Annotated in this window: 23 protein-coding genes; 6 read left to right on the forward strand and 17 right to left on the reverse strand. The window is 40.0% G+C overall.

All coding sequences use genetic code 11. The features are described 5' to 3' along the window. Window positions 1-59: 59 nt before the first annotated feature. The 10 genes from nuoF to FK004_RS06340 form a co-directional block, all read right to left on the reverse strand. Window positions 60-1,427 (reverse strand): NADH-quinone oxidoreductase subunit NuoF, encoded by a 1,368-nt coding sequence (gene nuoF / locus FK004_RS06295; protein ID WP_108736503.1) that lies wholly within the window; start codon window positions 1,425-1,427, stop codon window positions 60-62. A gap of 11 nt (window positions 1,428-1,438) precedes the next feature. Beyond that, on the reverse strand, window positions 1,439-1,963 hold the full coding sequence (locus FK004_RS06300; RefSeq protein ID WP_108736504.1) for a complex I 24 kDa subunit family protein: 525 nt from the start codon (window positions 1,961-1,963) through the stop codon (window positions 1,439-1,441). 4 nt (window positions 1,964-1,967) lie between these two features. After that, window positions 1,968-3,203 carry an NADH-quinone oxidoreductase subunit D gene (locus FK004_RS06305; protein WP_108736505.1) on the reverse strand — a complete coding sequence of 412 codons (1,236 nt, stop codon included), beginning with the start codon at window positions 3,201-3,203 and terminating at the stop codon, window positions 1,968-1,970. Between the two features lie 24 nt (window positions 3,204-3,227). Further along, window positions 3,228-3,749, reverse strand: a complete 522-nt coding sequence (locus FK004_RS06310; RefSeq protein WP_108736506.1) for an NADH-quinone oxidoreductase subunit C — start codon at window positions 3,747-3,749, stop codon at window positions 3,228-3,230. Window positions 3,750-3,753: 4 nt separating this feature from the next. Next, window positions 3,754-4,308, reverse strand: coding sequence for an NADH-quinone oxidoreductase subunit B (locus FK004_RS06315; RefSeq protein WP_108736507.1), 555 nt, complete (start codon window positions 4,306-4,308; stop codon window positions 3,754-3,756). Window positions 4,309-4,396: 88 nt separating this feature from the next. Continuing rightward, window positions 4,397-4,762 carry an NADH-quinone oxidoreductase subunit A gene (locus tag FK004_RS06320; protein ID WP_108736508.1) on the reverse strand — a complete coding sequence of 122 codons (366 nt, stop codon included), beginning with the start codon at window positions 4,760-4,762 and terminating at the stop codon, window positions 4,397-4,399. A gap of 262 nt (window positions 4,763-5,024) precedes the next feature. Further along, on the reverse strand, window positions 5,025-5,225 hold the full coding sequence (locus FK004_RS06325; protein ID WP_027310289.1) for a cold-shock protein: 201 nt from the start codon (window positions 5,223-5,225) through the stop codon (window positions 5,025-5,027). Between the two features lie 201 nt (window positions 5,226-5,426). Beyond that, on the reverse strand, window positions 5,427-6,590 hold the full coding sequence (locus FK004_RS06330) for a carboxypeptidase-like regulatory domain-containing protein (RefSeq protein ID WP_108736509.1): 1,164 nt from the start codon (window positions 6,588-6,590) through the stop codon (window positions 5,427-5,429). Between the two features lie 137 nt (window positions 6,591-6,727). Continuing rightward, entirely contained in the window at window positions 6,728-8,473 is a 1,746-nt protein-coding gene (aspS, locus tag FK004_RS06335) for an aspartate--tRNA ligase (RefSeq protein WP_108736510.1), read from the reverse strand. 214 nt (window positions 8,474-8,687) lie between these two features. Next, entirely contained in the window at window positions 8,688-9,083 is a 396-nt protein-coding gene (locus FK004_RS06340) for a hypothetical protein (RefSeq protein WP_108736511.1), read from the reverse strand. 287 nt (window positions 9,084-9,370) lie between these two features. Here FK004_RS06340 and FK004_RS06345 point away from each other — a divergent pair, with 287 nt between their 5' ends. After that, window positions 9,371-9,721, forward strand: coding sequence for a toxin-antitoxin system YwqK family antitoxin (locus FK004_RS06345; protein ID WP_108736512.1), 351 nt, complete (start codon window positions 9,371-9,373; stop codon window positions 9,719-9,721). 57 nt (window positions 9,722-9,778) lie between these two features. On the opposite strand, the gene FK004_RS06350 is transcribed toward FK004_RS06345, so the two are convergent. The 3 genes from FK004_RS06350 to FK004_RS06360 form a co-directional block, all read right to left on the reverse strand. Next, window positions 9,779-10,333: a hypothetical protein gene (locus FK004_RS06350; protein WP_157956045.1), complete on the reverse strand. Its 555-nt coding sequence runs from the start codon at window positions 10,331-10,333 to the stop codon at window positions 9,779-9,781. A gap of 38 nt (window positions 10,334-10,371) precedes the next feature. After that, window positions 10,372-11,544, reverse strand: coding sequence for a PepSY-associated TM helix domain-containing protein (locus FK004_RS06355; protein WP_227871681.1), 1,173 nt, complete (start codon window positions 11,542-11,544; stop codon window positions 10,372-10,374). 128 nt (window positions 11,545-11,672) lie between these two features. After that, complete coding sequence (locus FK004_RS06360; RefSeq protein WP_108738769.1) at window positions 11,673-14,114, reverse strand: TonB-dependent receptor; 2,442 nt, start codon at window positions 14,112-14,114, stop codon at window positions 11,673-11,675. Between the two features lie 316 nt (window positions 14,115-14,430). Here FK004_RS06360 and FK004_RS06365 point away from each other — a divergent pair, with 316 nt between their 5' ends. Together FK004_RS06365 and FK004_RS06370 are read left to right on the forward strand one after the other, a co-directional pair. After that, entirely contained in the window at window positions 14,431-15,405 is a 975-nt protein-coding gene (locus tag FK004_RS06365) for a polyprenyl synthetase family protein (RefSeq protein ID WP_108736515.1), read from the forward strand. A gap of 14 nt (window positions 15,406-15,419) precedes the next feature. Next, a complete protein-coding gene (locus tag FK004_RS06370; protein WP_108736516.1) occupies window positions 15,420-15,770 on the forward strand; it encodes a hypothetical protein in 351 nt (116 codons plus the stop codon). A gap of 57 nt (window positions 15,771-15,827) precedes the next feature. On the opposite strand, the gene FK004_RS06375 is transcribed toward FK004_RS06370, so the two are convergent. The 3 genes from FK004_RS06375 to FK004_RS06385 form a co-directional block, all read right to left on the reverse strand. After that, complete coding sequence (locus tag FK004_RS06375; RefSeq protein ID WP_157956046.1) at window positions 15,828-16,376, reverse strand: hypothetical protein; 549 nt, start codon at window positions 16,374-16,376, stop codon at window positions 15,828-15,830. 61 nt (window positions 16,377-16,437) lie between these two features. Next, window positions 16,438-17,160, reverse strand: a complete 723-nt coding sequence (locus FK004_RS06380) for a hypothetical protein (protein WP_108736518.1) — start codon at window positions 17,158-17,160, stop codon at window positions 16,438-16,440. Window positions 17,161-17,256: 96 nt separating this feature from the next. After that, on the reverse strand, window positions 17,257-17,802 hold the full coding sequence (locus FK004_RS06385; RefSeq protein ID WP_108738770.1) for a hypothetical protein: 546 nt from the start codon (window positions 17,800-17,802) through the stop codon (window positions 17,257-17,259). 114 nt (window positions 17,803-17,916) lie between these two features. Between FK004_RS06385 and FK004_RS06390 the strand changes: the two genes are divergently transcribed. Then, window positions 17,917-20,703, forward strand: coding sequence for a 2-oxoglutarate dehydrogenase E1 component (locus tag FK004_RS06390; RefSeq protein WP_108736519.1), 2,787 nt, complete (start codon window positions 17,917-17,919; stop codon window positions 20,701-20,703). Window positions 20,704-20,782: 79 nt separating this feature from the next. Then, complete coding sequence (odhB, locus tag FK004_RS06395; protein ID WP_108736520.1) at window positions 20,783-22,021, forward strand: 2-oxoglutarate dehydrogenase complex dihydrolipoyllysine-residue succinyltransferase; 1,239 nt, start codon at window positions 20,783-20,785, stop codon at window positions 22,019-22,021. Between the two features lie 122 nt (window positions 22,022-22,143). On the opposite strand, the gene FK004_RS06400 is transcribed toward odhB, so the two are convergent. Beyond that, window positions 22,144-22,617 carry a retropepsin-like aspartic protease gene (locus FK004_RS06400; protein WP_108736521.1) on the reverse strand — a complete coding sequence of 158 codons (474 nt, stop codon included), beginning with the start codon at window positions 22,615-22,617 and terminating at the stop codon, window positions 22,144-22,146. Window positions 22,618-22,782: 165 nt separating this feature from the next. Between FK004_RS06400 and FK004_RS06405 the strand changes: the two genes are divergently transcribed. Next, the gene (locus FK004_RS06405; protein ID WP_108736522.1) at window positions 22,783-23,550 is read left to right on the forward strand and encodes a TatD family hydrolase; all 768 of its coding nucleotides are present in this window, start codon (window positions 22,783-22,785) and stop codon (window positions 23,548-23,550) included. Window positions 23,551-23,758: the final 208 nt, after the last annotated feature.

A 23,758-nucleotide genomic window follows, 5' to 3' on the forward strand; every position in this document is an offset into this window, starting at 1 on the left:
CTTTAAAGCCTGAGGATACGGAATACACTCATGACTTTCAACTTTAAGGCTCTCGACTATTATACCGTTACTTTTGAAACCAGGTGCTTTACTTGTTCAAAAGGCTCAGCAACATAATGGTCTCTGTTTTTTACTTTTTCAGGGAAACGTACATGGTATTCAAATTCGTCCCTGAAATGACGGATGGCTGCGGCAACCGGCCAGGCTGCGGCATCACCCAATGGACAAATGGTGTTCCCTTCAATTTTTCTCTGGATGTCCCAAAGCAATTCAATATCTTCTTCACGGCCATGGCCGTTTTCAATGCGATGCAATACTTTTTCAAGCCATCCGGTTCCTTCACGGCATGGGGAACATTGCCCACAGCTTTCGTGGTGGTAGAAACGGGAGAAGTTCCAGGTATTACGAACCACACAAGCGGTATCGTTATACACAATAAAACCTCCGGATCCTAACATGGATCCTGTAGCGAAACCACCATCACTCAATGATTCATAAGACATCATACGATCATCACCGTTAGCCGTTTTATAAATCAGGTGTGCAGGTAATATAGGCACAGAAGAACCTCCCGGTACGAGCGCTTTCAAAGGGCGGCTGTCAATCATTCCACCAAGGTACTGGTCGGAATTGATAAATTCATCTACACTGATGCCTAATTCGATTTCATAAACTCCCGGATTCTTAATATGTCCTGAAGCAGAAATTAATTTGGTCCCTGTAGATTTTTCCGTTCCAATTTTAGCATATTCCGCCCCGGTGTTATTCACAATCCATGGCACTGCTGAAATCGATTCCACATTATTCACTACGGTAGGATTGGCCCAAAGACCGCTAATCGCAGGGAACGGTGGTTTGATACGTGGGTTACCCCTTTTGCCTTCCAGTGATTCGATCAGGGCAGTTTCCTCTCCACAGATGTAAGCACCCGCACCACAATGTACGTGAAGGTCCAGGTCATAACCGGTACCTAATATATTTTTTCCTAACCATCCAGCAGCATATGCTTCCTTAATGGCTTTTTCCAGTATTTTGTACACCCACATGTATTCCCCACGGATATAGATGTAGGATAAATGGGCTTCCAGGGCGAAACTGGCAGTAATCATACCTTCCACTAAAAGGTGGGGGATATGCTCCATCAGGTAACGGTCCTTAAAAGTTCCCGGCTCCGATTCATCGGCATTGCAAACCAGGTGTCTTGGGTTACCGGATTTTTTATCGATAAAACTCCATTTCATTCCCATTGGGAATCCGGCACCACCACGGCCTTTTAGACCGGAAGCTTTCACTTCATTCACGATATCATCCGGGGTCATGGTTTTCAGGGCTTTTTCTACAGAAGCATAACCACCATTCTGACGGTAGACTTCGTAGGTTTTAATACCCGGAATATTGATTTGGTCTAATAATATTTTTTTTGACATGATAGCTATTATTAGTGTAAACTGATTTTGTTGTCTTTGCAATCGTCAATCAGCTGATCTATTTTTTCTTTGGTAAGGTGCTCTTTATAGAAGTCGCCCAATTGCATCATTGGAGCGTAACCACAGGCGCCAAGGCATTCTACACCTACAACCGTAAAATTACCGTCAGGGGTAGTTTCACCTTCCTGGATTCCCAGTTTGTCACAAGTATATTCCATCAGGTCTTCTGCACCACGAAGGCAGCAGCAGGAAGTACGACAGAATTCAAACATATATTTTCCGATAGGCTGCTGATTGTACATCGTATAGAATGACACTACCTCATAGACTTCAATCGGTTTGATCTCAAGGATCTCAGCGACTTTGTCCATCAGTTCAATACTCAGCCAGTTATCGTGAGCATCCTGTACGTCATGAAGAATAGGCAATAATGCAGATTTCTTTTTATCGGCAGGGTAGTGGCTCAACAATTCATTGATGCGGTCTGTAAGCTTCGCATCTATATTGATTATTTGTTTTACGTTGGAATGTTTCATATTCTTAGGCGTCTAATTCGCCGGCTATAACATTAAGGCTTGATAAAGTGGCAATGGCATCAGAAAGCATCTGTCCTTTGACCATTTCATTAAAAGCCTGGTAATAAATAAAACACGGTCTTCTAAAGTGAAGTCGGTACGGTGTACGGCTTCCGTTTGTAATCAGGTAGAATCCTAATTCACCATTACCTCCTTCTACAGGATGGTATACTTCGGTTACCGGAACGGGAACTTCTCCCATTACGATTTTAAAGTGGTAAATCAGTGCTTCCATATTATGGTAAACTTCATCTTTTGGCGGAAGGTAATAATCCGGCACATCAGCATGAAAAGGGCCTTCCGGCAATTTTGCCAATGCCTGTTTGATGATGCTGATACTTTCCCATACTTCGGCATTACGCACGCAGAAACGGTCATAGGTATCTCCCGATTTTCCTACAGGGATATTGAATTCAAAATCCTCATAAGAACTGTAAGGCTGCATCACACGAATATCGTAATCTACACCGGTAGCACGAAGGTTAGGGCCTGTAAAGCCATAACTTACTGCTCTTTCTGCAGAAATTGGGCCTACGTCTATCGTACGGTCCATGAAAATTCGGTTACGGGAAAGCAAATTCTCGAATTCGCTCCATATTGCAGGAAACTCTTCCAGGAATTCGTTGATTTTACGGAAGGCAGCAGGGCTCCAGTCTCTTTCAAAACCACCGATTCTTCCCATGTTAGTGGTCAGTCGGGCGCCGCAGATTTCTTCGTAAATTTCGTAGATTTTTTCACGGTACTGGAAAACATATAAGAAACCGGTTAATGCTCCGGTGTCTACTCCCAGTACAGAGTTGCAAATGATGTGGTCGGCAATTCGTGCCAGCTCCATGATAATGACCCTAAGGTATTGTACTCTTTTTGGAACTTCTATATTAAGTGCTTTTTCCAGTGTCATCCACCATCCCATATTGTTGATAGGGGAAGAACAGTAGTTCATACGGTCCGTAAGTGGTGTGATTTGGTAAAAAGGCCTGTTTTCTGCAATTTTTTCGAATGCCCGGTGAATGTACCCAACAGTTCCTTCGCCATCCACGATTCTTTCACCATCCATCAATAGGATATTCTGAAAAATACCGTGTGTCGCCGGGTGTGTAGGGCCTAAATTCAGTATCGAAAGCTCGCTTCCGTCTTCATTCTGCCTTTTTTTTATGATATCGGCATATCGTAATTCCGGGGGTAGTAATAAGTCTGACATTTTAGTTTTTCTTCAGGTGCATTATTAGCAATTATCTGTTGTTCTTCCAAAGAACCTGTCATCTTTGTCGGTTCTTCCGCCATCTTCCAGCGGGAATTCCTTCCGCATTGGGAAAGAAACCATTTCGTCCATATTCAGGATACGTTTCAGCTGTGGATGACCTTTAAAAATAATCCCGTAAAAATCATAGGTTTCTCTTTCCTGCCAGTTAGCACTCAGGAACAATCCGGTTACGGTATCGATCTCCGGGTTATCGGCGCTCAGGAAACATTTGATTCGTATTCTTACATTATCATACCAATTGTGCATGTGGTACACCACTGTAAACTGGCGGTGGGCTTCATTATCAGGATAGTGAATTCCACAAACGTCTGTCAGGAAGTTAAAGCGTAATTCGCTATCTTCTTTCAGGAATTTCATCACATCCAGTATGGAGTCGGCATTTACTTCAAAAGTAAGGATATCGTGCAGCTGTACAAATTCAGATACCAGGGTATCAAATTTATGAGTCAGCTTATTTTGTATTACGGAGTTTTCTAAAGCCATTTTATTACTGTATGTTGTAGGAAGCTAATAGTTCGGTATATTCAGGAGAACTACGTCTTCGTACAGATTCTGATCGTACTAAATCCTGGAGTTTCATGATGCCGTCCAGAATTTGTTCCGGTCTTGGTGGGCACCCGGGAACGTAAACGTCAACTGGGATAATTTTGTCAATTCCCTGTAAAACAGAGTACGTGTCAAAGATACCACCCGAAGAAGCACAGGCACCTACAGCAATAACCCATCGTGGTTCTGCCATTTGTTCGTATACCTGCCGTAAGATCGGAGCCATTTTTTTAGCAATGGTTCCCATAACCAATAACATATCTGCCTGTCGTGGAGAGAAACTCATACGCTCTGATCCGAAACGGGCTACGTCATAATGGGAAGCCATAGTGGCCATGAACTCGATACCACAGCATGAAGTCGCAAATGGTAACGGCCATAGGGAATTGGCTCTTGCCATCCCGACTACAGAATCCAGTTTTGTGGCAAAAAAGCCTTCACCGGTATAACCATCCGGTGCTGCTGCATTTGTGTTTATTTTTGATGAATCACTCATGGTGTTGTTGTTTTTGAATTTTAAAAAAGCGCTTTTGATTGTTCTCGACGCTATGCTGTTTTAAAATCCGTCACTTATGATAATTTGATTATTCCCACTCCAATCCTTTTTTCTTCATCACGTAGAAAAATCCTACGATTAAAAGAAACATAAAGATGCCCATTTTTAGTAATCCTTCAAATCCCATATCCCTGAAATTAACAGCCCATGGGTACATGAAAATTACTTCCACATCGAATAATACGAATAAAATTGCTACTAAAAAGTATTTAACAGAGAACGGAACACGCGCATTTCCAATAGATTCGACACCACATTCAAAGTTCTTGTCTTTATTGGCGGAGTGCCTTTTCGGTCCTAAAAAACTGGACACGATTATGGTTCCTACTACAAATCCAACCGCGAGAATCATCTGCATCAGTATAGGGAAGTAGTCAATTTGAGTTGTTTGCATAAAATATTTACATTTAATGTAGATAATAACCACAAATATACGGGGCATTATTGAAAACGCAAGTTAAGGATTTCAATAGTATTCGTTATTAGATTAATTTTAATTTAGAATGAATAAAAATAATAAAATAAAATTATGTAATTGACAATTATGCCTGTATTTACGAGATATTCCCGTAAAACAGGGGCAAAAAAAAACCGCCTCAATTGAATGAGGCGGTTTCCTGATTTGGGGAGGGTAACTAAAAATAGTATTCTATATATTAGTCTTCAAGAACTGCAACTTGTGCAGCAACTTTACCTTTTCTTCCTTCTTCTTCTTCGTAGCTAACTCTGTCACCTTCGCGTAATTCTTCCGCTCTGATTCCTGATGCATGAACGAAAATGTCTTTTCCTGTTTCTTCGTCTGTAATGAATCCGTAACCTTTTGATTCATTGAAAAATTTAACTGTACCTGTACGCATTGTAATAGTAATAATAATTTATAATTAACAAATGTAATCTTTATTATAATACAAAAGGCAATTCACTGTTAAAAAAATGAAAAAAAAATGTTTATTTCCCAATCCATTTAATTTTTTTCAATGCCTGCAAGGGATTGACTGTTAAGTTTTAAAGAATACAGGCCTGTTTAATTCGTATTTGACAATGGGATTTTGACACTTTTATTTTAGCGTTTTCAAAACTTTGTCTTCTTCATTTGTTAGCAGGATAATATTATCTGTTTTCCAATATTCCGAGGTATAATTTTTACCCAGTGGAAAGAGGTTTTTTTCTTTGTAGCGCTGCTTTTTATCGAGTTCAAAGATGCCTTCTTTATAGTCCATGGTCATAATATCGCTGTACAGTTCAAAGGTATCATTGATTTTTTTCGTTTTGATCCTGATTGTTACCCGGTTCTGGTTGTACATCATGATGTACTGGTTGCCTTCAATTTTAAAAGATGATTTTCGGTATTCATCCAGGAATGTGACCCGAAACAGGAGTAAATTCATTTCTTTAATATACTGTTGGTGGCCGGGTGCTCTTTTGAGGTCAATTTCAAGTATGAGTTTGGTTTTCAGGTCGTAACTTACGGTGCCTTCTAAGAGTGCTTCCTTGATTTCTGCTTTTGGTGTAATAATCGCAACAGCTATGGTTTGCCCATTTTTTCCGCTTTTGGTTTTAATTTCAAAATCATATTTTTTGGTGTCCAGTAATTTGCTGAGACGCTTCAAATTGTAGGCATTGGAAACGGCATCCCTAACATCGAATACAGGGATCGCTTCATAGGCGGATTTCTGCTCTTCATCAATTTCTTTAGGTTGGTAAGCCCGGCTCTGTTTGACAAAGAGGTCTGCGGATCCATTTTTCTTTTTGATATAATAGTCCAGCAATCCATCGGAGAAGTTGTTGAAAATACCATTAACCTTCCCGAACTCACGGTAATAGGTATGGAGTACTAATGATTTGTCCAGTTTATTTTTGGAGGCAGCAATTACATCGGCTAACACTTTGTCTGCGGGTTTATCGAGGATCATAACTTCTTCCAGATCAAAAGCAGAAGGCTCCAGGAACAGCTCGGATGTACCTGCCATTTTTTCCAACTCGATGGTGTAAGGCTTATAGCTTAAGTGGCTTAGATTTAATGTTTTGGAATCTTCAGGGACGGTGATCCTAAAGTTTCCTTCTTCGTTAGTAATAGTGCCAATATTAGAGTTTAGGAGTGTTACTGAAACAGAGGGTATGGGTTCATTAGTAGTCATATCTTTTATGACTCCATTATAGGTTTTGGTTTGGGCGAATGTAATTAGGGGGAAAAGTAAAAAAAATGTAAGGATTTTATGCATTTGTGTTTGGGTTTAAAAAGTTAGTAACCAGTCAAATATAGTAAAAGTTTTGATGTTAGATTCAATTGGATTTTCTGGTATACAAAAAGGCCTCAAACATCGTTTGAGGCCTTTGAAAATAATACTATTGTTCTCTTTTATGCGAGTTTAATATGGAGTTCCTGCAGTTGTTTTGTGTCAATCGCTGCCGGAGCATCAATCATAACATCACGTCCTGAATTGTTTTTAGGGAAAGCGATGAAATCACGAATGGTCTCCTGGCCACCTAAGATTGCAACCAGCCTGTCAAGTCCAAAAGCAAGTCCACCATGAGGTGGTGCGCCAAACTGGAAAGCATCCATCAGGAATCCAAACTGGGCTTTTGCCTCATCTTCGGTAAATCCTAAATATTTAAACATCAGTTGTTGTGTCGCTTTATCATGAATACGGATGGATCCACCACCGATTTCATTTCCATTCAATACCATATCATAAGCATTGGCGCGCACTTTTCCGGGATCGGTTTCCAGTAAGGCCATATCTTCCGGTTTTGGTGAGGTGAAAGGATGGTGCATCGCATGGTATCTTCCGCTTTCTTCATCAAGTTCCAGCAGTGGGAAATCAACAACCCATAACGGAGCAAATACTTCCGGGTTACGCAAGCCCAATCGTGTGGCTAATTCCATACGGAGTGCGCTAAGCTGTACGCGGGTTTTATTAGCAGGTCCTGAAAGTACAAAGATCATGTCGCCTGGTTTCGCACCTGTAATTTTTGCCCATTGCGCTAAATCCTCCTGGTCGTAAAACTTGTCTACAGATGATTTGTAGGTGCCGTCTTCATTGCATTTTACATAGACCATACCACTGGCACCAACCTGTGGGCGTTTGATCCATTCTATAAGGCCGTCAATTTCTTTTCGGGTATATTCTCCAGCTTTAGGGACAGCGATTCCTACCACCAATTCGGCACTGTTGAAAACGCTGAATTCTTTATGTTGTGCTACGGCGTTCAGTTCCCCAAATTCCATTCCGAAACGAATGTCCGGTTTGTCATTGCCATAAGTTTTCATAGCATGATCGTAGGTCATTCTTGGGAACTTGTCTACAGCAATTCCTTTTATTTCTAATAACAGGTGTCGCGTAAGGCCTTCAAATACATCCAGGATGTCTTCCTGTTCTACAAAAGCCATTTCACAATCGATCTGTGTGAATTCCGGTTGGCGGTCTGCACGCAGGTCTTCATCGCGGAAACATTTTACAATTTGGAAATATTTATCCATACCGCCCACCATCAATAATTGTTTGAAGGTTTGTGGTGATTGTGGCAATGCATAAAACTGGCCTTCATTCATACGGGAAGGGACTACGAAATCACGAGCTCCTTCCGGAGTCGATTTGATCAGGTAAGGTGTTTCCACTTCGCAGAAATCCAGGTCCGAAAGGTATTTTCGAACTTCCATCGCTACTTTATGCCTGAAAAGCAAGCTGTTTTTTACCGGATTTCTTCGGATATCCAGGTAACGGTATTTCATACGGATATCTTCGCCGCCATCGGTATCATCTTCAATAGTGAATGGAGGGGTAAGGGCAGCGTTAAGGATGGTCAGTTCTGAAACTAAAATTTCAATTTCACCAGTAGGCATGTTTTTGTTTTTGGATTCCCGTTCGATAACGGTTCCTTTTACCTGAATTACAAATTCACGGCCTAAGGTTTTGGCAGCCTCAAAAACACTGGCTTCGGTGCGTGCAGTGTCAAAAATCAATTGGGTTACACCATAGCGGTCTCTTAAATCGACCCATGCCATAAAACCTTTATCACGTGATTTCTGAACCCAGCCAGCTAATGTTACTTCTTGATTGATATGTGATGCATTCAACGCTCCACAATTATGACTTCTATACATTATAACGAAATTTTAGATCGCAAATTTAATGATAATTGTCAATTATGGATGATGAAATGTAAATTATAAAGTGCATAATTGCATTTTCAGGGTAATGCTATGCTTTTAAATACAATGCTGTGGTCTATGTTGCTGGCCTGTTGTTACAAGTCCTATGGTATAAAAACAATAAAGCCACCCGAAGGCGGCTTTTATGATACAGAAAAGGAGTATATTATTTTCCAGTTTGTGCAGTAGCAAGTGCCTGAGCGAATTCAGCCCATTTTTTGGCATCTTCCGGAGTCATTTTAGCAGCAAGTGCCTGAGTTTTTGTAGCCCATTCTGCTCCTTTAGTCTGAAGTTCTTTGATTTTTGTAGCATCACCAGCTTTTGTAGCAGCAAGAACTTGAGCATAATAGTCAGCATATTCATTCGCTAACTTCTGAACTTCGTCATTGCTGAATTTTGGAACTGCAACCGTTGTTTCTGTAGTTTGTTCTACCACAGGCGCTTCTTCAGTTGGAGAATTTACTTCTGTAGTAGTTACTTCTTCTACTTTAGATTCGTCTTTTTTACAAGATACCATCGCAGTTAAACCAATTACTGACAAGGCAAATAACACTTTTTTCATAAATAATAAGATTAGATTAGTATGTCAAATGTATAAAAATGTTCTTAATATGGTCACAATTACCTATTAATTTTTTTAAAACACCAAAAAATTAATAATAAAAACACAATATGGAACTTGTCTGATTATGGGCTTTGTTAGTGTAATGGCGGGCATTTTCGCCTGTCGGGTAAAAATCCCAATGTTAAGTTTTACTTCAATGTTACTAAATTGTTATGTGAAAGCATCTTTAATGTAAATTAATATTTATATTTGTTAGGCTAATGTAAAATTAAAAAATCAAAAAGATGAAAAAGTATATGATATTAGGAGCTATTTTGGTGTCAGGTGTAATTTTTGCGCAAAATGAAGTAAAACCAAAATATGAGATTGTAAACGGTAGTGTAAAAGCAACTTATTTCTATGAAAATGGAAAAGTACAACAACAGGGATTTTATAAAGATGGTAAGCTCGATGGTAAGTGGATTACTTATGATGAGAGTGGAAATAAAAAATCTATAGGAGAATATGCTTCCGGTACCAAAACTGGAAAATGGTTTTTCTGGAATAATGATAAACTCAGCGAAGTGGATTATTCTGACAGCAGGGTTGCCAATGTAAAAACCTGGTCGTCGGATGCTTTAGTCAACAGAAACTAAGATAAACTATAAAGGCTCTTCATTGCGAAGAGCCTTTATTAGTATATAAGGATCGTATTATTTCGTTACGCTGCGATCCAGTTCTTTAAGGGATCGAACCATCTTCTCTAATTTTGCTTTGTGAGCCTCTTTCTTGGAAGCGAGTGTCCACGACATTATCTGGTAAAATTGTTTACGGCCTTCTATAAAACTCATGACCCAATAAATATCAAGACCATCAACTGTTCCCATGATGGTCACAGTACGGGCGTCCATGCCATTGATCTTTGTCAGATCAGGATCTGAAATAACAGGATCTTTCATGGTGGATGTCATGTTCTTTAAAATGAGATTGGAATAGCCTTCTAAATTCAGCGTATACTTTTCGTCCAGCCCATTTTCTTTAATGACATCATAATACTCATTTTTGTTTTCGTCAATTACAATGACATAGAGTTCCTGAAATAAATTTTGATAACCTAAAGAGGCATCTTCATTCAGTTCATTGTTTTCGGACATTGATGATGGAATCTCCAAACTGTACTTGTGATCTACTTTGACCACTTGAGTGCTGTCGGAATCACAAGCTACGAATAGTGAGGACAAGAATAGGAAGAGGGCTGTTTTTTTCATAAGATCTGGATTAGGTGAGGGATAAAGTTCCTGAAAATTTATCGTTTATTCGTTTTCTTTTTGAACTTTCTTCCATACCATATTAAAAATCCGGTTACCGGTAACATCCCGCAAATGAAACTGCCGATGAATGCCATGATCTTTCCCGGGATGCCTAATATTGCCCCTACATGGATATCGTAATTGGCGGTAATTAGTTTTTCACCAAAATTTTTAGCGTCCTGATTGCGCTCTACCAGCAATTTTCCGCTGTATTGGTCAAATTGCATCGAATGATTTACATAATAAGCATCTCGGTATTGTTGGATGTAAGCGCTGATTGCCCCGGTACTATCGGCAGGCATTGATAAATTGAAGGCATCGGCCGTAAGGTGTTTTTGTTTCACTTTTACAAATGCACTATCAATAGCGCTAACTTTAGGGGCTGTAGTGATAACTGAAGTGCCCTGCTTAATGTCGGGAGGTGTAAGGCTACCTGATCCGGCGACATATACAATGGACTGGAACCAGCTAAAGGCCCATATCATACCTGTAAAAGCAATTACTAATGCGATTGCAGCAATATAGAATCCAAAGATATTATGAATGTCGTAATTCTTGCGTTTCCATTGGGTGTCTTTTTTCCATTGGAATTTAAAACGCTGTTTGCGCGCCGCTTTATTTTTAGGCCACCAGAGTATAATTCCGGTGATCAGCATGATTACAAAAATAAAGGTGCTCCAGCCAATAATTTGCTGGCCGATAGGAATGTCGAGCAGTAGGCTCCAGTGGATGAATTTTACGATATTGAAGAAATCTGTTTTCTCATCATAAATACCCTGTATCTTACCGGTGTACGGATTGACATAAATCCTTTTGTAATAATCGATATTGCCGAAATAGAAAATCGATTCTGCTTTTTCATTTCTTTTAAAGCAGGTGAAAATCCAGGTTTTATCGGGCTGGTTGTAGACATTGACCGATGCGATTTTCAGGTCATTGCCTATTTCTTTCTGGGTATTCTCCCAAAGTTGGCTTACCGGAATGGTGTGGGTTGCCGGAGCGGTAACGTACATTGCGTCACTGCGCAGGACATTAGTGATTTCGACGCTAAAGACATAGAGGCATCCGGTTACGGAAAGTAAGAGTACGATGAGTCCGGAAGTCATGCCTAACCACAGGTGTATTTTGCCAATCCAGTGTTTTATACCTTTTTTTTTCTTTTTTTTCAAAATAAGCTATTTTTTTGGTTGTAATGGTTTGGTTTTGCTGAAGGATGCTTTTGATGCGCTAAAAACACAATCAGCCCGAAAGTGATTTCGGGCCTTCTATATTGTGCTAATCCGATACCGGATATTTGTTAGAAATTATAGGACAGGTTGGCTGCAAAAATCCTCGGTCGCTGAGGGCTGATCGTAGACCATCCTTTGTAATATTCTTTATTGGTTATGTTATCCAGTTTCAATGTAATCTGGAAGGCATCGATTGCATAAAAAACAGAAGCATTCAGTACCGTGTATTCTGGTAGTGTGAATGTACCTGCGGTATTTCTATTGAAAATTTTGTTTTCAGAAGCGTAGTTTCCACCAAATCCAAGTCCAAATCCGCTTAGTTTGGTTTGTGCACCAAATCGGTAGCTTGCCCAGAAATTAGCCAAGCTTCTTGGACCAGCACTTTCCGGTCTTCTGTTTGCGAAATCATTTCCTGGTTCGGCATCTGTTAATTTACTGTCATTGTAGCTGAAACCGGCAATAAGGTTAAGCCCTTCAATTGGATTGGCGCTAACACTCGCTTCAAATCCTTTGTTTTTTTGTTTACCATCCTGAAGATAATCTTCCGGGCTTAGTTGCAGTACAGTATTGCTTACTTCTACATTGTAATAGCTGAAAGTGGCTGTAAGGTGATTGTTCAACAGGTTTAATTTTGTACCGAATTCCATCTGGTTCGCACGCTCCGGGTCAAAGGTATAAATTCTCCCGCCTGGTGTGGTAACCGGTGCAACATTGCTAAAACCATTCATGTAATTGGCGAAAAGGGATACTTTGTCCAGAATCGGCTGGTATACCAAACCAAATTTAGGCGATAGTGCTGTTTGGTTATAGTTGTCCGCTTTGGTAGAAAGGTCTCCTTCGTTGATAAAACGGTCTACTCTTAAACTGGCCATAGCAGACAGTGCTGGTAAAATGTTTACAACGTCGGATACATAGGCGCTGTACACTTCCTGTTTTGTTTTAGAAGGAGCAATAGGAGAATTAGCCAATAAGGCATCAGTACCTGCCTGTGACAAAATACCAGTATCATCCGTATAGGTAGCCGGATCGGTATTGCCTAAATAATCATTAAATTGTTGCAGGTTGTTACCAATGTATATTTTTCCATTCTCAACATAACCTGAATTGTTGTTTACGGTATTTCTATTCCAGTAATCAATACCAGCAACTACTCTGTTTCGGATGTTTCCAATTTTGAAATCCCCTATAAAATTTTGTTGCAGGTCAAGGCCGTAAGTTTCAGAATTTTGTTTGCTGATGTAGCGTGATAACACAATTCCTTCGGTGACAGGTGTATATTGTGTCCCTTCATATAAATAGGAGTAATAACCATCAGATTTAGTAGATGCTCTGGAGATCACCGTTTGGGAAGTCCATTGACTGGAGATTTTATAGATCATTTGCCCCTGTAGGTTGAAAGTAGGGGTGTCCATGTAAAGGTCGTTGCTCGTGTAAGAACGTTTGGCGTCGTATCCTAATTGATCTAAATTGGTCACTCTTAGTTTGGCGCCACGGTCTAAGAATAGCATCGTTTGGTTGGTACTCCGCCCGTTGTAAAATTCAGTATTAATAAGGAAAGAGAGTTTGTCATTAACAGTATAGGATAATGAAGGAGCTACAAATATTGATTTTTTGAATCCTGCATCCTGAAAACTGTTTTCGTAGTGGTAAGCACCATTAACGCGAAGGTTTATTTTTTTCTCTTTATTCAGCGGTGTGTTGATATCCATCGTAATACGGTTCAGGCCATAAGTGCCGGAAGTATAAGAGATGTTACCACCGAAAGTGTCGTAAGGTCTTTTTGTAGTGATATTGATCAGTCCTCCGTAGGAAATGAGGCTACTGCCATATAATGTCCCGGAAGGTCCTTTGATCACATCAATGCGGTCAATATTCGCTGGGTCAGGGCTACCATTAGTCAATCCGGGAAGGCCGTTTACCATTGTCGGCTGTACGGCAAATCCACGTAATGAAAAATAACCCGCACCGTCTGAACCACGACCAGTAGATTCCCATAATTTATCGATACCCGGAGCATTTTTCAGGGCATCATCAAAATTAGTAATCACCTGTTCTTTTAAGAGTTCCTGTGTAATGGTATTATACACTTGTGGGTTTTCAATATCTTTCAATGTCATTTTCGAAACGTATTCGCTTTCGCTTCTTGAAAATTTGTTGGCTTTTTCCCCTTCAACGACTACTTCACTTAATTGTTCCTGGTTGTAACCAAGTGAAAAATCTTCATTGATGGTTTCATCAGTGCGTATAGAAATTGTTTTTTCCTGAGTAAGATACCCTACGCCGGTAATTTTTAGGGTATAGATCCCTGCTTTAAGTTTGGTAACTTTAAAAACACCCCAGGTATTGGTTGTGGTGGTTGGTACGCCGTTTACCGAGATAGAGATATTCTCTAATGGTGTTTGGCCGATATTGGAAACAATTCCCTGAATGATGGCATTCTGAGCGAATGAATTCAGGTTGAATAATACTACAAGACACGTAAGTAGTATTTTGATGCTATGTTTTTTCATGATGCTAAAAGGGGTATGTTTTCTTTTATTTTTGGCAAAAGTATTCGAAGTGAAGTTGATACGCAAGTAATCTTTAATCATTCTAAATAAAAATACGAGAGACAGGGAGTGTTGAAGTGGCTGAGGAATAGTGAGTTATTAATGAATAAAAGGGAAAGCGCGCTTTTTTTTATTATCTCAAAAAATATGACCGCAAAACAGTACTTATTTTACGATTTTTTAACATTTTGAAAATTGCTAAAAAAACCAGGCGTATAGGGTAGTTTAACCCTTGTCATGCCGTTACATTAGTGTAAATTAGCCGAAATTTATTTTCATGCACACTATAAGCCAGTATCAGAAGTTTTTTAAGGAGTATTTAGGGAGCCAGACCATTGATCAGGAGCCTAAAAATTTATATGAACCTATTCAGTATATTTTAGCATTAGGCGGCAAAAGGATGCGTCCGGTATTGACCCTAATGACGGCCGAAATTTTCGATACGGTCTATACGGAAGCTTTGCCCGCAGCAATGGCGGTAGAGGTTTTTCATAATTTCTCCTTGGTACATGATGATATCATGGATGCTGCGCCCCTGCGAAGAGGGCATGAGACGGTGCATAAGAAGTGGGATCTGAATACCGGTATCCTGTCGGGAGATGCCATGTTGATATTGGCGTATCAGTATTTTGAGAACTATGAGCCGGTCATTTTTCGGGAGCTTGCAAAGGTATTTAGTAAAACAGCATTGGAAGTTTGCGAAGGACAGCAATGGGATGTTGATTTTGAAAACCGCGATGATGTCACGATTCCGGAATACCTGAAAATGATTGAATATAAAACGGCAGTGCTGGTGGCTGCAGCCATGAAAATGGGCGCCATCATCGCCGGAGCTTCTGAGGAGTGTGCAATAGCGATCTATAAATTTGGGCTGTACCTTGGAATTGCATTTCAGTTACAGGATGATTACCTGGATGCATTTGGTGATCCGGAGACTTTCGGAAAACAGATAGGCGGTGATATTATCGAAAATAAAAAGACCTATTTGTATCTTAAAGCCTGTGAATTTTCATCCCCGGAGGAAGCAAATCAATTGTTCCACCTGTTTTCGGTTCAACCGGACGATGCTACGGATAAAATCCATGCGGTAAAAGAAATCTTTATCGCTTCGGGAGCTTCGGGAGCAACACTTCAGGCAATTCAGGAATATACCTTTAAAGCTTTTGCGACCCTGGACACCATCAATATCAGCGATAGCAAAAAAGAAATCCTAAAAACATTCGGGCAAAACCTGATGGACCGAAAAGTGTAATAAAAGCAGTCACTATGTATAAAGCGCCCGTTACCATGGATTTTTTATTGGCTGAAGCCGAAGAAGAAAATCTGTATTTGCAGTTAATCACTCAGGTAAATAAAGATTTTAACCTGGCTAATGAAGCGATTGATTTCCCGATGAGTACTTCGCCTCAGGAATTGAAAGTACAGTTGCATGAAAAAGTATACCGGTTGATACAGTATCGTTTTGCAGAATATTTGAACCTGCTGTACATTATTGACGTGCCGGAACAGCAAATTAAAAGTCTCGACGGCTCTGATATTGCTGCTTTGTCGGAACAGGTGGCATTCCTGATCTTAAAAAGGGAATGGCAAAAAGTGTGGTTCCGAAATAAATTGTAATGAACGTCTGTTTTTCTATTGCTTAACGCTGTGTGCCGATTTGGGTAAGCCTACTTTTTAAAGGGTATCGAATAGTACAGTTTCGTATCGTTCCGGATAGCCTAGACTGTTGAGGTTTTCGTTTGTTTTTAATCCAGCTAAGAGTTCGCGCTGGTATGAGATTTCATTTTCAAGTAAATTATTCCAATATTCTGGGTTGTCTGAAAAAGCCTCATAATAATCCAAGATATCAATTATTCCTATAAAAAGGCCTAAGGTGTTTGCTGCGTTTTTTAAATCGGATATAGCATTGCTAAAAGCTTCGATTATTAAAATGTCAATTCTATCTACTTCCTGAAAATCGTCAGCGTATTCATCGAATGTAGCGTGACATTTTTCAATAGCACTTCTATATTTTTCAAGCCTGTCATTTTTGATGTCATTGATCAGGTTTTGTTTATCGATATTTATTTTTAGATAATCCCTGAGTGTTTGTTCAAAGCCTGGGAGTAGGAAATAAAACCCTAAAAGTGTATTTGTAAGATTTTTTCTTTGTTCAGCCGAAACAGACAAAAGGCCTTGCTGTACCATTTTAGTATGCTCATTAATTAGTGCTGCAGCATCCATGATTCTTTTTTGTTGGAGGAAAACAGGTATCATGTGATAGGTCTGTTTAATAGCCTTTATTTTACTTTTCGTCGTTGTTATAAATATTGAATTTCTCAAAAGAGAGGCTTCCAAAATCTTTTACAGTCTTCGTTTTATCTTCGTCAACGGTTAGTGCTTCAGCATTGGGGTCATTGCCATCATTTAATTTATAACTTACATAATGGTCTTTGTAGAGGAACCAGTCTTTTTTGGATTTGTCATATTTGAAGGTAGTCACATGTTCATAGTGGCGTCCACCTGAAATGCCGTGTTCGATAGAAAAATAGCCGTTTTTAATCGTTGTTCCCGTGAACGGATCGCCAAATAAGCCTCCACAGTCAATGCAATACACGGCATTATCATTTTTGGCGATTAATTTTAAAGACTTGTCCGGCTGTCCTAATAATAGTAATAAAGGACGTTTGTCCGGTCGCTGTGCTTCGAAATTGGAGGTGCTTTCTTCTGATTTTTTTCTTAGGACTATAATAGTATCGGGCAGGCCGTCAAGGTTGGCATCGCCCGTGGAGATATTCATGATCGCATAACCTTCCGGGACAAACGATTTTAGATTTTCCGGAATCGGCTCGATATTTTCATTAAAAGTTTCATGCATGATAGTTCCTGCTGTCGGAGGTGCTGCCTGTGCAGTATCAATGATTTTGGAGGTTAGGGTGTCTTTTGCGGAACTGGTTGTTGTTTTTTCTGTAGGCTGCCCACAAGAGGCTAAAATCAATAAAATTCCAAAAGGGGCAAATCTGTTCATGGTTTCGGGGTTACTTGTTTTTAAAGGATGGTGGTCCGCTGTAGGTTGCGGAAGATTGGGAATTTGTATGTTAGTTATGTAAAAAATAAGTTCAATTTAGAAATACACCCTGACAAAAGGCATAAAGCCATTGCTATAGATGTTTTTGCTATTGTCCTGCAGGAGGTTGTAGCGTGCTCCAAAGGTAACATTTTGGGTGCGATAACCGGCACCTACAAAGAGTGCTGTGGCCCAAAAATTATCTTTAAAAGAGGCCGTGGCAGTATTATAAAGTTCATATTCACGATTAACGCGCAGTTGTTCTACTTCCAGGGATAATTGGATTTGTTCGATGGGATTAAAAAGTCCAATGACACTTGCCCCATAAATAGTAGAGGTATAAAAGTGCTTTTGATCCGTATAACTCACCTGAACCCCTAATCCTGCGGCGAACATTTCATTAAAATTGTAAATAGCACCGGGAGCGAGTGTTCCGCTGAAATAATCATTGCCAAAACCGAGTCCTACACCGCCGCCAAATCTTACTTTTTGCCAAAAATTAGTTTCTTGTGGTTGTTCTTGACTAAAAACTAAATTTGATACAAATAAAAAAAATAATAGGCTGTAAAATTTTGTTAAAAAAGTAAGAATAATAGATTTCATAAAAGCTTTTGTATTTAATTCGCTATATAAATGTAGTAAAAACATTAATGGATTATTATAAATAGTTTACTTTTGCATAAAAATTTTTAATAAAAGAAATCATTTCAAAATAGTATGGATAGGTTTTCATTTTTAAACGCAGCACATTCTGCATTTTTTGCGGATTTATACGAAGAATACTTACAGAATCCGGATAGCGTTGAGCCTAGCTGGAGAAGTTTCTTTCAGGGATTTGATTTTGGCTCAGTCAATTACGGATCAGACACTAATGCACCGGTTGCTCAACTTACCGATATGGCTTCCTGCAATGCGGATATTTCCGGCATTTCTGAAAAACTACAAAAAGAATTTAATGTACTAAACCTTATCGAAGGCTACCGTACCCGTGGACACTTGTTTACCAAAACAAATCCGGTTCGGGATCGGCGTATATTCAGTCCGTCCCTGAAGCTGGAAAATTTCGGCCTATCGGATTCCGACCTGAATACGAGCTTTGATGCTGCCAAAACAGTAGGATTTTCAGCAGCAGTAAGCCTGCAGCAAATCGTAGACCACCTGAGAAAAGTATACTGCCAGCATATTGGTGTGGAATACATGTACATCCGTAACCCGGAAACGCGGAAATGGATACAGGAGCGATTGAATATCAATGAAAATCTTCCGAAATTCTCTACAGATCAAAAAAAGAATATTTTAAGTAAATTAAATGAAGCGGTTTCTTTTGAGAACTTTCTTCATACCAAATATGTCGGGCAAAAACGTTTCTCTCTGGAGGGTGGTGAATCGATAATCCCGGGACTTGACGCCTTGATAGAAGCTGCGGCTGAAAAAGGGGTGGAGCAGTTTGTAATGGGTATGGCACATCGTGGCCGCCTTAATGTACTGGCTAACATTTTCGGAAAATCGACACAAGATATATTCTCTGAATTTGACGGTAAGGATTATGATGACGATATCCTTTTTGACGGGGATGTAAAATACCACCTTGGCCTTACGTCGGACCGGAAAACAAGCTCAGGCAAGAATATAAACCTGAACCTTGCACCGAATCCATCGCATTTGGAGACTGTTGGAGCTGTAATTGAAGGAATTGCCCGTGCGAAACAAGACCGTCACTTTGCGGATGATTTTTCCAAAGTATTGCCAATCGCGGTACATGGGGATGCTGCAGTAGCTGGACAGGGAATTGTATACGAAATTGTGCAAATGGCACAGTTGGACGGCTACAAAACCGGAGGTACTATTCACTTGGTAATTAACAATCAGGTTGGGTTTACAACCAATTACCTGGATGCGAGATCTTCTACCTATTGTACTGATGTGGCAAAAGTAACCTTGTCTCCGGTATTGCATGTGAATTCTGACGATGCTGAAGCAGTAGTACATGCGATGTTATTTGCTCTGGACTATAGAATGCAGTTTGGAAGCGACGTATTTATCGATTTATTAGGATACAGGAAATATGGGCATAATGAAGGTGATGAGCCTCGTTTTACACAGCCTAAATTATATAAAATTATTGCCACACATGAAAATCCAAGAGACATCTATGCTGCGAAATTAATTGCAGAAGGGATTATCGACGATAGTTATGTAGGCAAACTGGAAAAAGAGTACAAACAGGCCTTGGATGAAAACCTGGAAGCTTCCCGTAAAAAGGAACTGACGGTAATTACTCCATTCATGCAAAATGAATGGCAGGGTTATGTGCAGGCTGATGCCGAAGAAATGCTTCAGAAAGTCAATACCGCTTTCTCTAAGGAAATTCTTACGGAGATTGCAGAAGTGATTACGACGTTGCCTGCCGATAAAAAATTCATCAATAAGATCCAGAAACTGATCAATGACAGAAAGAAAATGTTCTTTGATACGGATAAGCTGGACTGGGCAATGGCAGAATTGCTGGCCTATGGTTCTTTGCTTACCGAAGGATATGATGTGCGTATCTCCGGCCAGGATGTGGAAAGAGGAACATTCTCTCACCGTCATGCCGTAGTAAAAGTAGAAGATTCAGAAGAAGAAGTGATCTTATTGCAGCAATTGAAAAACCAAAAAGGGAAATTCAATATCTTCAATTCATTGCTTTCAGAATATGGTGTTGTAGGTTTTGATTATGGTTATGCTTTGGCAAGCCCTAATACACTGACAATATGGGAAGCGCAATTCGGTGACTTCTCTAACGGGGCACAGATTATGCTGGATCAGTATATTTCGGCTGCAGAAGACAAATGGAACAATCAGAACGGTTTGGTGATGTTATTGCCACACGGTTATGAAGGGCAGGGAGCAGAGCACTCTTCTGCACGTATGGAGCGTTACCTGCAACTGTGTGCGAACCATAATATGTTTGTAGCAGATTGTACTACACCGGCCAACTTCTTCCACTTGCTGAGAAGACAGATGAAAACAACGTATAGAAAACCACTGATTGTATTTACACCAAAAAGTTTGTTGCGACATCCTTCGGTAGTTTCTACTGTAGATGAATTTGCAAACGGTAGTTTCCAGGAAGTACTGGATGATACAGCGGTAAATGCAAAAGAAGTAAAAACGTTAGTATTCTGTACGGGTAAATTCTATTATGACCTGGTAGCTGAAAGAGAAGCTAATGGAAGAAAAGATGTTGCTTTCGTAAGAATAGAGCAATTATTCCCATTACCGGTGGAACAACTGAAAGCAATTATCGCCCAGTATCCAAATGCAGATGATTATGTTTGGGCACAGGAAGAACCTAAAAACATGGGAGCATACAGCTACATGCTGATGAACTTTGATTTAGTGAAATTGCGATTGGCCTCATTAAAAGCCTATAGTGCTCCGGCAGCAGGAAGTTATGCCCGTTCTAAAAAACGTCACGCATCTGCTATTGCGATGGTATTTGACAAAAATTTATTCAATTAAAAAATAATTTAAAGTTTAAGGAGAAAGGCTTTAGTGTACTCAAAACCTTAAACGATTTTAAACTCTAAACTAAAAGTATATGATTTTAGAAATGAAAGTCCCTTCACCGGGGGAATCCATCACCGAAGTTGAAATCGCAACTTGGTTAGTAAAAGATGGTGATTATGTAGAAAAAGACCAGGCGATTGCTGAAGTAGATTCTGATAAAGCAACATTAGAACTTCCGGCAGAAGCCAGTGGAATCATTACGCTTAAAGCGGAAGAAGGAGATGCAGTAGCAGTTGGACAAGTAGTTTGCCTTATCGATACCGATGCAGCAAAACCAGAAGGTGGAGCGGCTCCGGCAAAAGAGGAAGCGCCAAAGGCAGAAGCAAAAAAAGAAGAACCTAAGAAAGAAGAAGCGCCAAAAGCGGCTCCTGCGGCAGAAAAAACATATGCTTCAGGAACACCATCACCTGCAGCCCGTAAAATATTAGACGAGAAAAATATTAAAGCAGATACCGTTACCGGAACAGGAAAAGACGGAAGAGTAACTAAAGATGATGCAGTGAATGCAGCTGTGCCTTCCATGGGAACACCAACAGGTGGAAACCGTGGTTCTGAGCGTAGCAAACTGTCTATGTTGCGTCGTAAAGTAGCAGAGCGTTTGGTATCGGCTAAAAACGAAACTGCGATGCTGACTACATTTAACGAAGTAAATATGACTCCGGTAAATGCAATCCGTAACGAATATAAAGATGCTTTTAAAGCAAAACACGGTGGTTTAGGCCTTGGATATATGTCTTTCTTCACGAAAGCGGTAACCAGAGCATTAAAACTGTATCCAGATGTGAATTCTATGATCGATGGTGATTATAAAATTGCTTATGATTTCTGTGATATCTCGGTAGCCGTTTCCGGTCCTAAAGGATTGATGGTGCCTGTGGTTAGAAATGCAGAAAACCTGACATTCAGAGGTGTGGAATCGGAGATCAAACGTTTGGCAATCCGTGCACGTGACGGACAAATTACAGTAGATGATATGACCGGAGGAACCTTTACCATTTCTAATGGTGGTGTTTTTGGAAGTATGCTGTCTACGCCAATCATCAACCCTCCACAATCGGGGATTTTAGGGATGCACAACATTATTGAGCGCCCTATCGCTGTAAATGGTAAAGTTGAAATTCACCCAATGATGTATCTTGCTTTGTCTTATGACCACAGGATTATCGATGGCCGTGAGTCAGTAGGATTCCTGGTAGCGATTAAAGAAGCTTTGGAAAATCCAGCAGAATTATTGATGGATAACAATCCTAAAAAAGCATTGGAACTATAGTTTATCCGCTTTTCATAAAAAAAATCCCGTTCGCTGTATTGTGAACGGGATTTTTTTATGATAGAGGGTATTGGATTTGCATCTTCAAAACCCTGTAGTTTATATATTAGGATAGAGATAACCTAAAAAAGTACCGATTGAACCGGAATCTTCTTTAACTTGATGAGGTATACACAGCTGTTGGCATAATCGATAATAGCACTTCCTTCCTGAAGGATGTCCGCACCGATGATTCCATGAACCGGATTGGCTTTGAACTCTTTTAAAGCAAGGTTGACATGGGAAAGGTCGAAGATTACCAAGTCGAATTGCTGGTATTCCCAACGGCCCATTTTGAGGTTATTGTTTTCGGAAACCTTGGTCGGCATTCCGGTAGCGCCTGCGCCTGCAGCACGGGTTTTGGAATCGTTTGCGTGCAGGTTGAAATAATCGATACTTTCAAATCCGACACAGCTATTGGAAGCACCGGTATCCAGGATGAAATTTCCTTCTACATCATTGATTTTTGCTTTGATCAGCAAGTGCTGAGTCTTAGAAATTTTAAATTTTATTTTCTTGTAACCGTTCTCCTTTAAAATTTCAGGCAAATTTTCCATAATCTGATTTTAGACAGACACAAATCTAAACATTCAATTCAAAAAGTGTGACAAATCTTTGATAAATTTACCTCTGGACCTTAAAATTCCGGATTACCGCCTGCTATTTCCCCGGTGGCCAAAACAATCCTTGCAACTCTATGTGTTTGTGCGTATTTTTGCGGCATGATTTTAACCGATACCCATACTCATATCTATAGCGAGGAATTTGCGCAGGATCGTGACACTATGATGCAGCGTGCCTTTGACTCTGGTGTACAACGCCTTTTTGTGCCTTCTATAGACTCAACGTATACGTCCGGCATGTATGCTATTGAAGCCCAGTATCCGGAAAATGTATTCCTGATGATGGGATTACATCCTACCTATGTAAAAGATAATTATGAAGCCGAACTCGATTTTGTAGCAGCCGAACTGGCCCGCAGAAAATTTGTAGCTATCGGTGAAATTGGGATTGACCTCTTTTGGGATAAAACGCGTCTGGAAGAACAAAAGATTGCATTCCGGCGTCAGATCCAGTTGGCGAAGCAGTATGGATTGCCGATCAATATCCATTGCCGTGATGCTTTTGATGAAGTATTCGAAGTATTGGAATCGGAGAAAGACGATGCATTATTTGGAATCTTCCATTGCTTTACCGGGACTTACGAACAGGCATTACAGGCAATATCCTGTAACATGAAACTGGGAATTGGGGGCGTGGCTACTTTTAAGAACGGTAAGATCGACCAGTTCCTGGCAAAAATTGACCTCAGTCATATTGTCCTCGAAACGGATTCCCCTTACCTGGCACCAGTGCCGTATCGTGGGAAGCGCAATGAAAGCAGTTATATTGTAAACGTTGCCGATAAGCTTGCGGAACTCTATGGAACAACCTCAGCAGAAATTGCACGGATTACAACAGCAAATTCCCAACAAGTTTTTGGGATTTAAATAGCATAAAAAGTACGATACATTCAATTTGTGCGTTTATAGCATTTGTTTGTAGCGATGCACTTGAAGAGCATTAGGGCTATTTTTGCGAAAATAGTAGCTTTTAGAGGAAATGAATTAGTAAAAACAAATAATACAGGTAAAAAAAGAGAAATCTCTTCTTTTTGAAATTGTATTTAACAAACAATCAACATTGATCTCAATAAAT

Source organism: Flavobacterium kingsejongi, from assembly GCF_003076475.1.
GTDB classification, from domain to species: domain Bacteria; phylum Bacteroidota; class Bacteroidia; order Flavobacteriales; family Flavobacteriaceae; genus Flavobacterium; species Flavobacterium kingsejongi.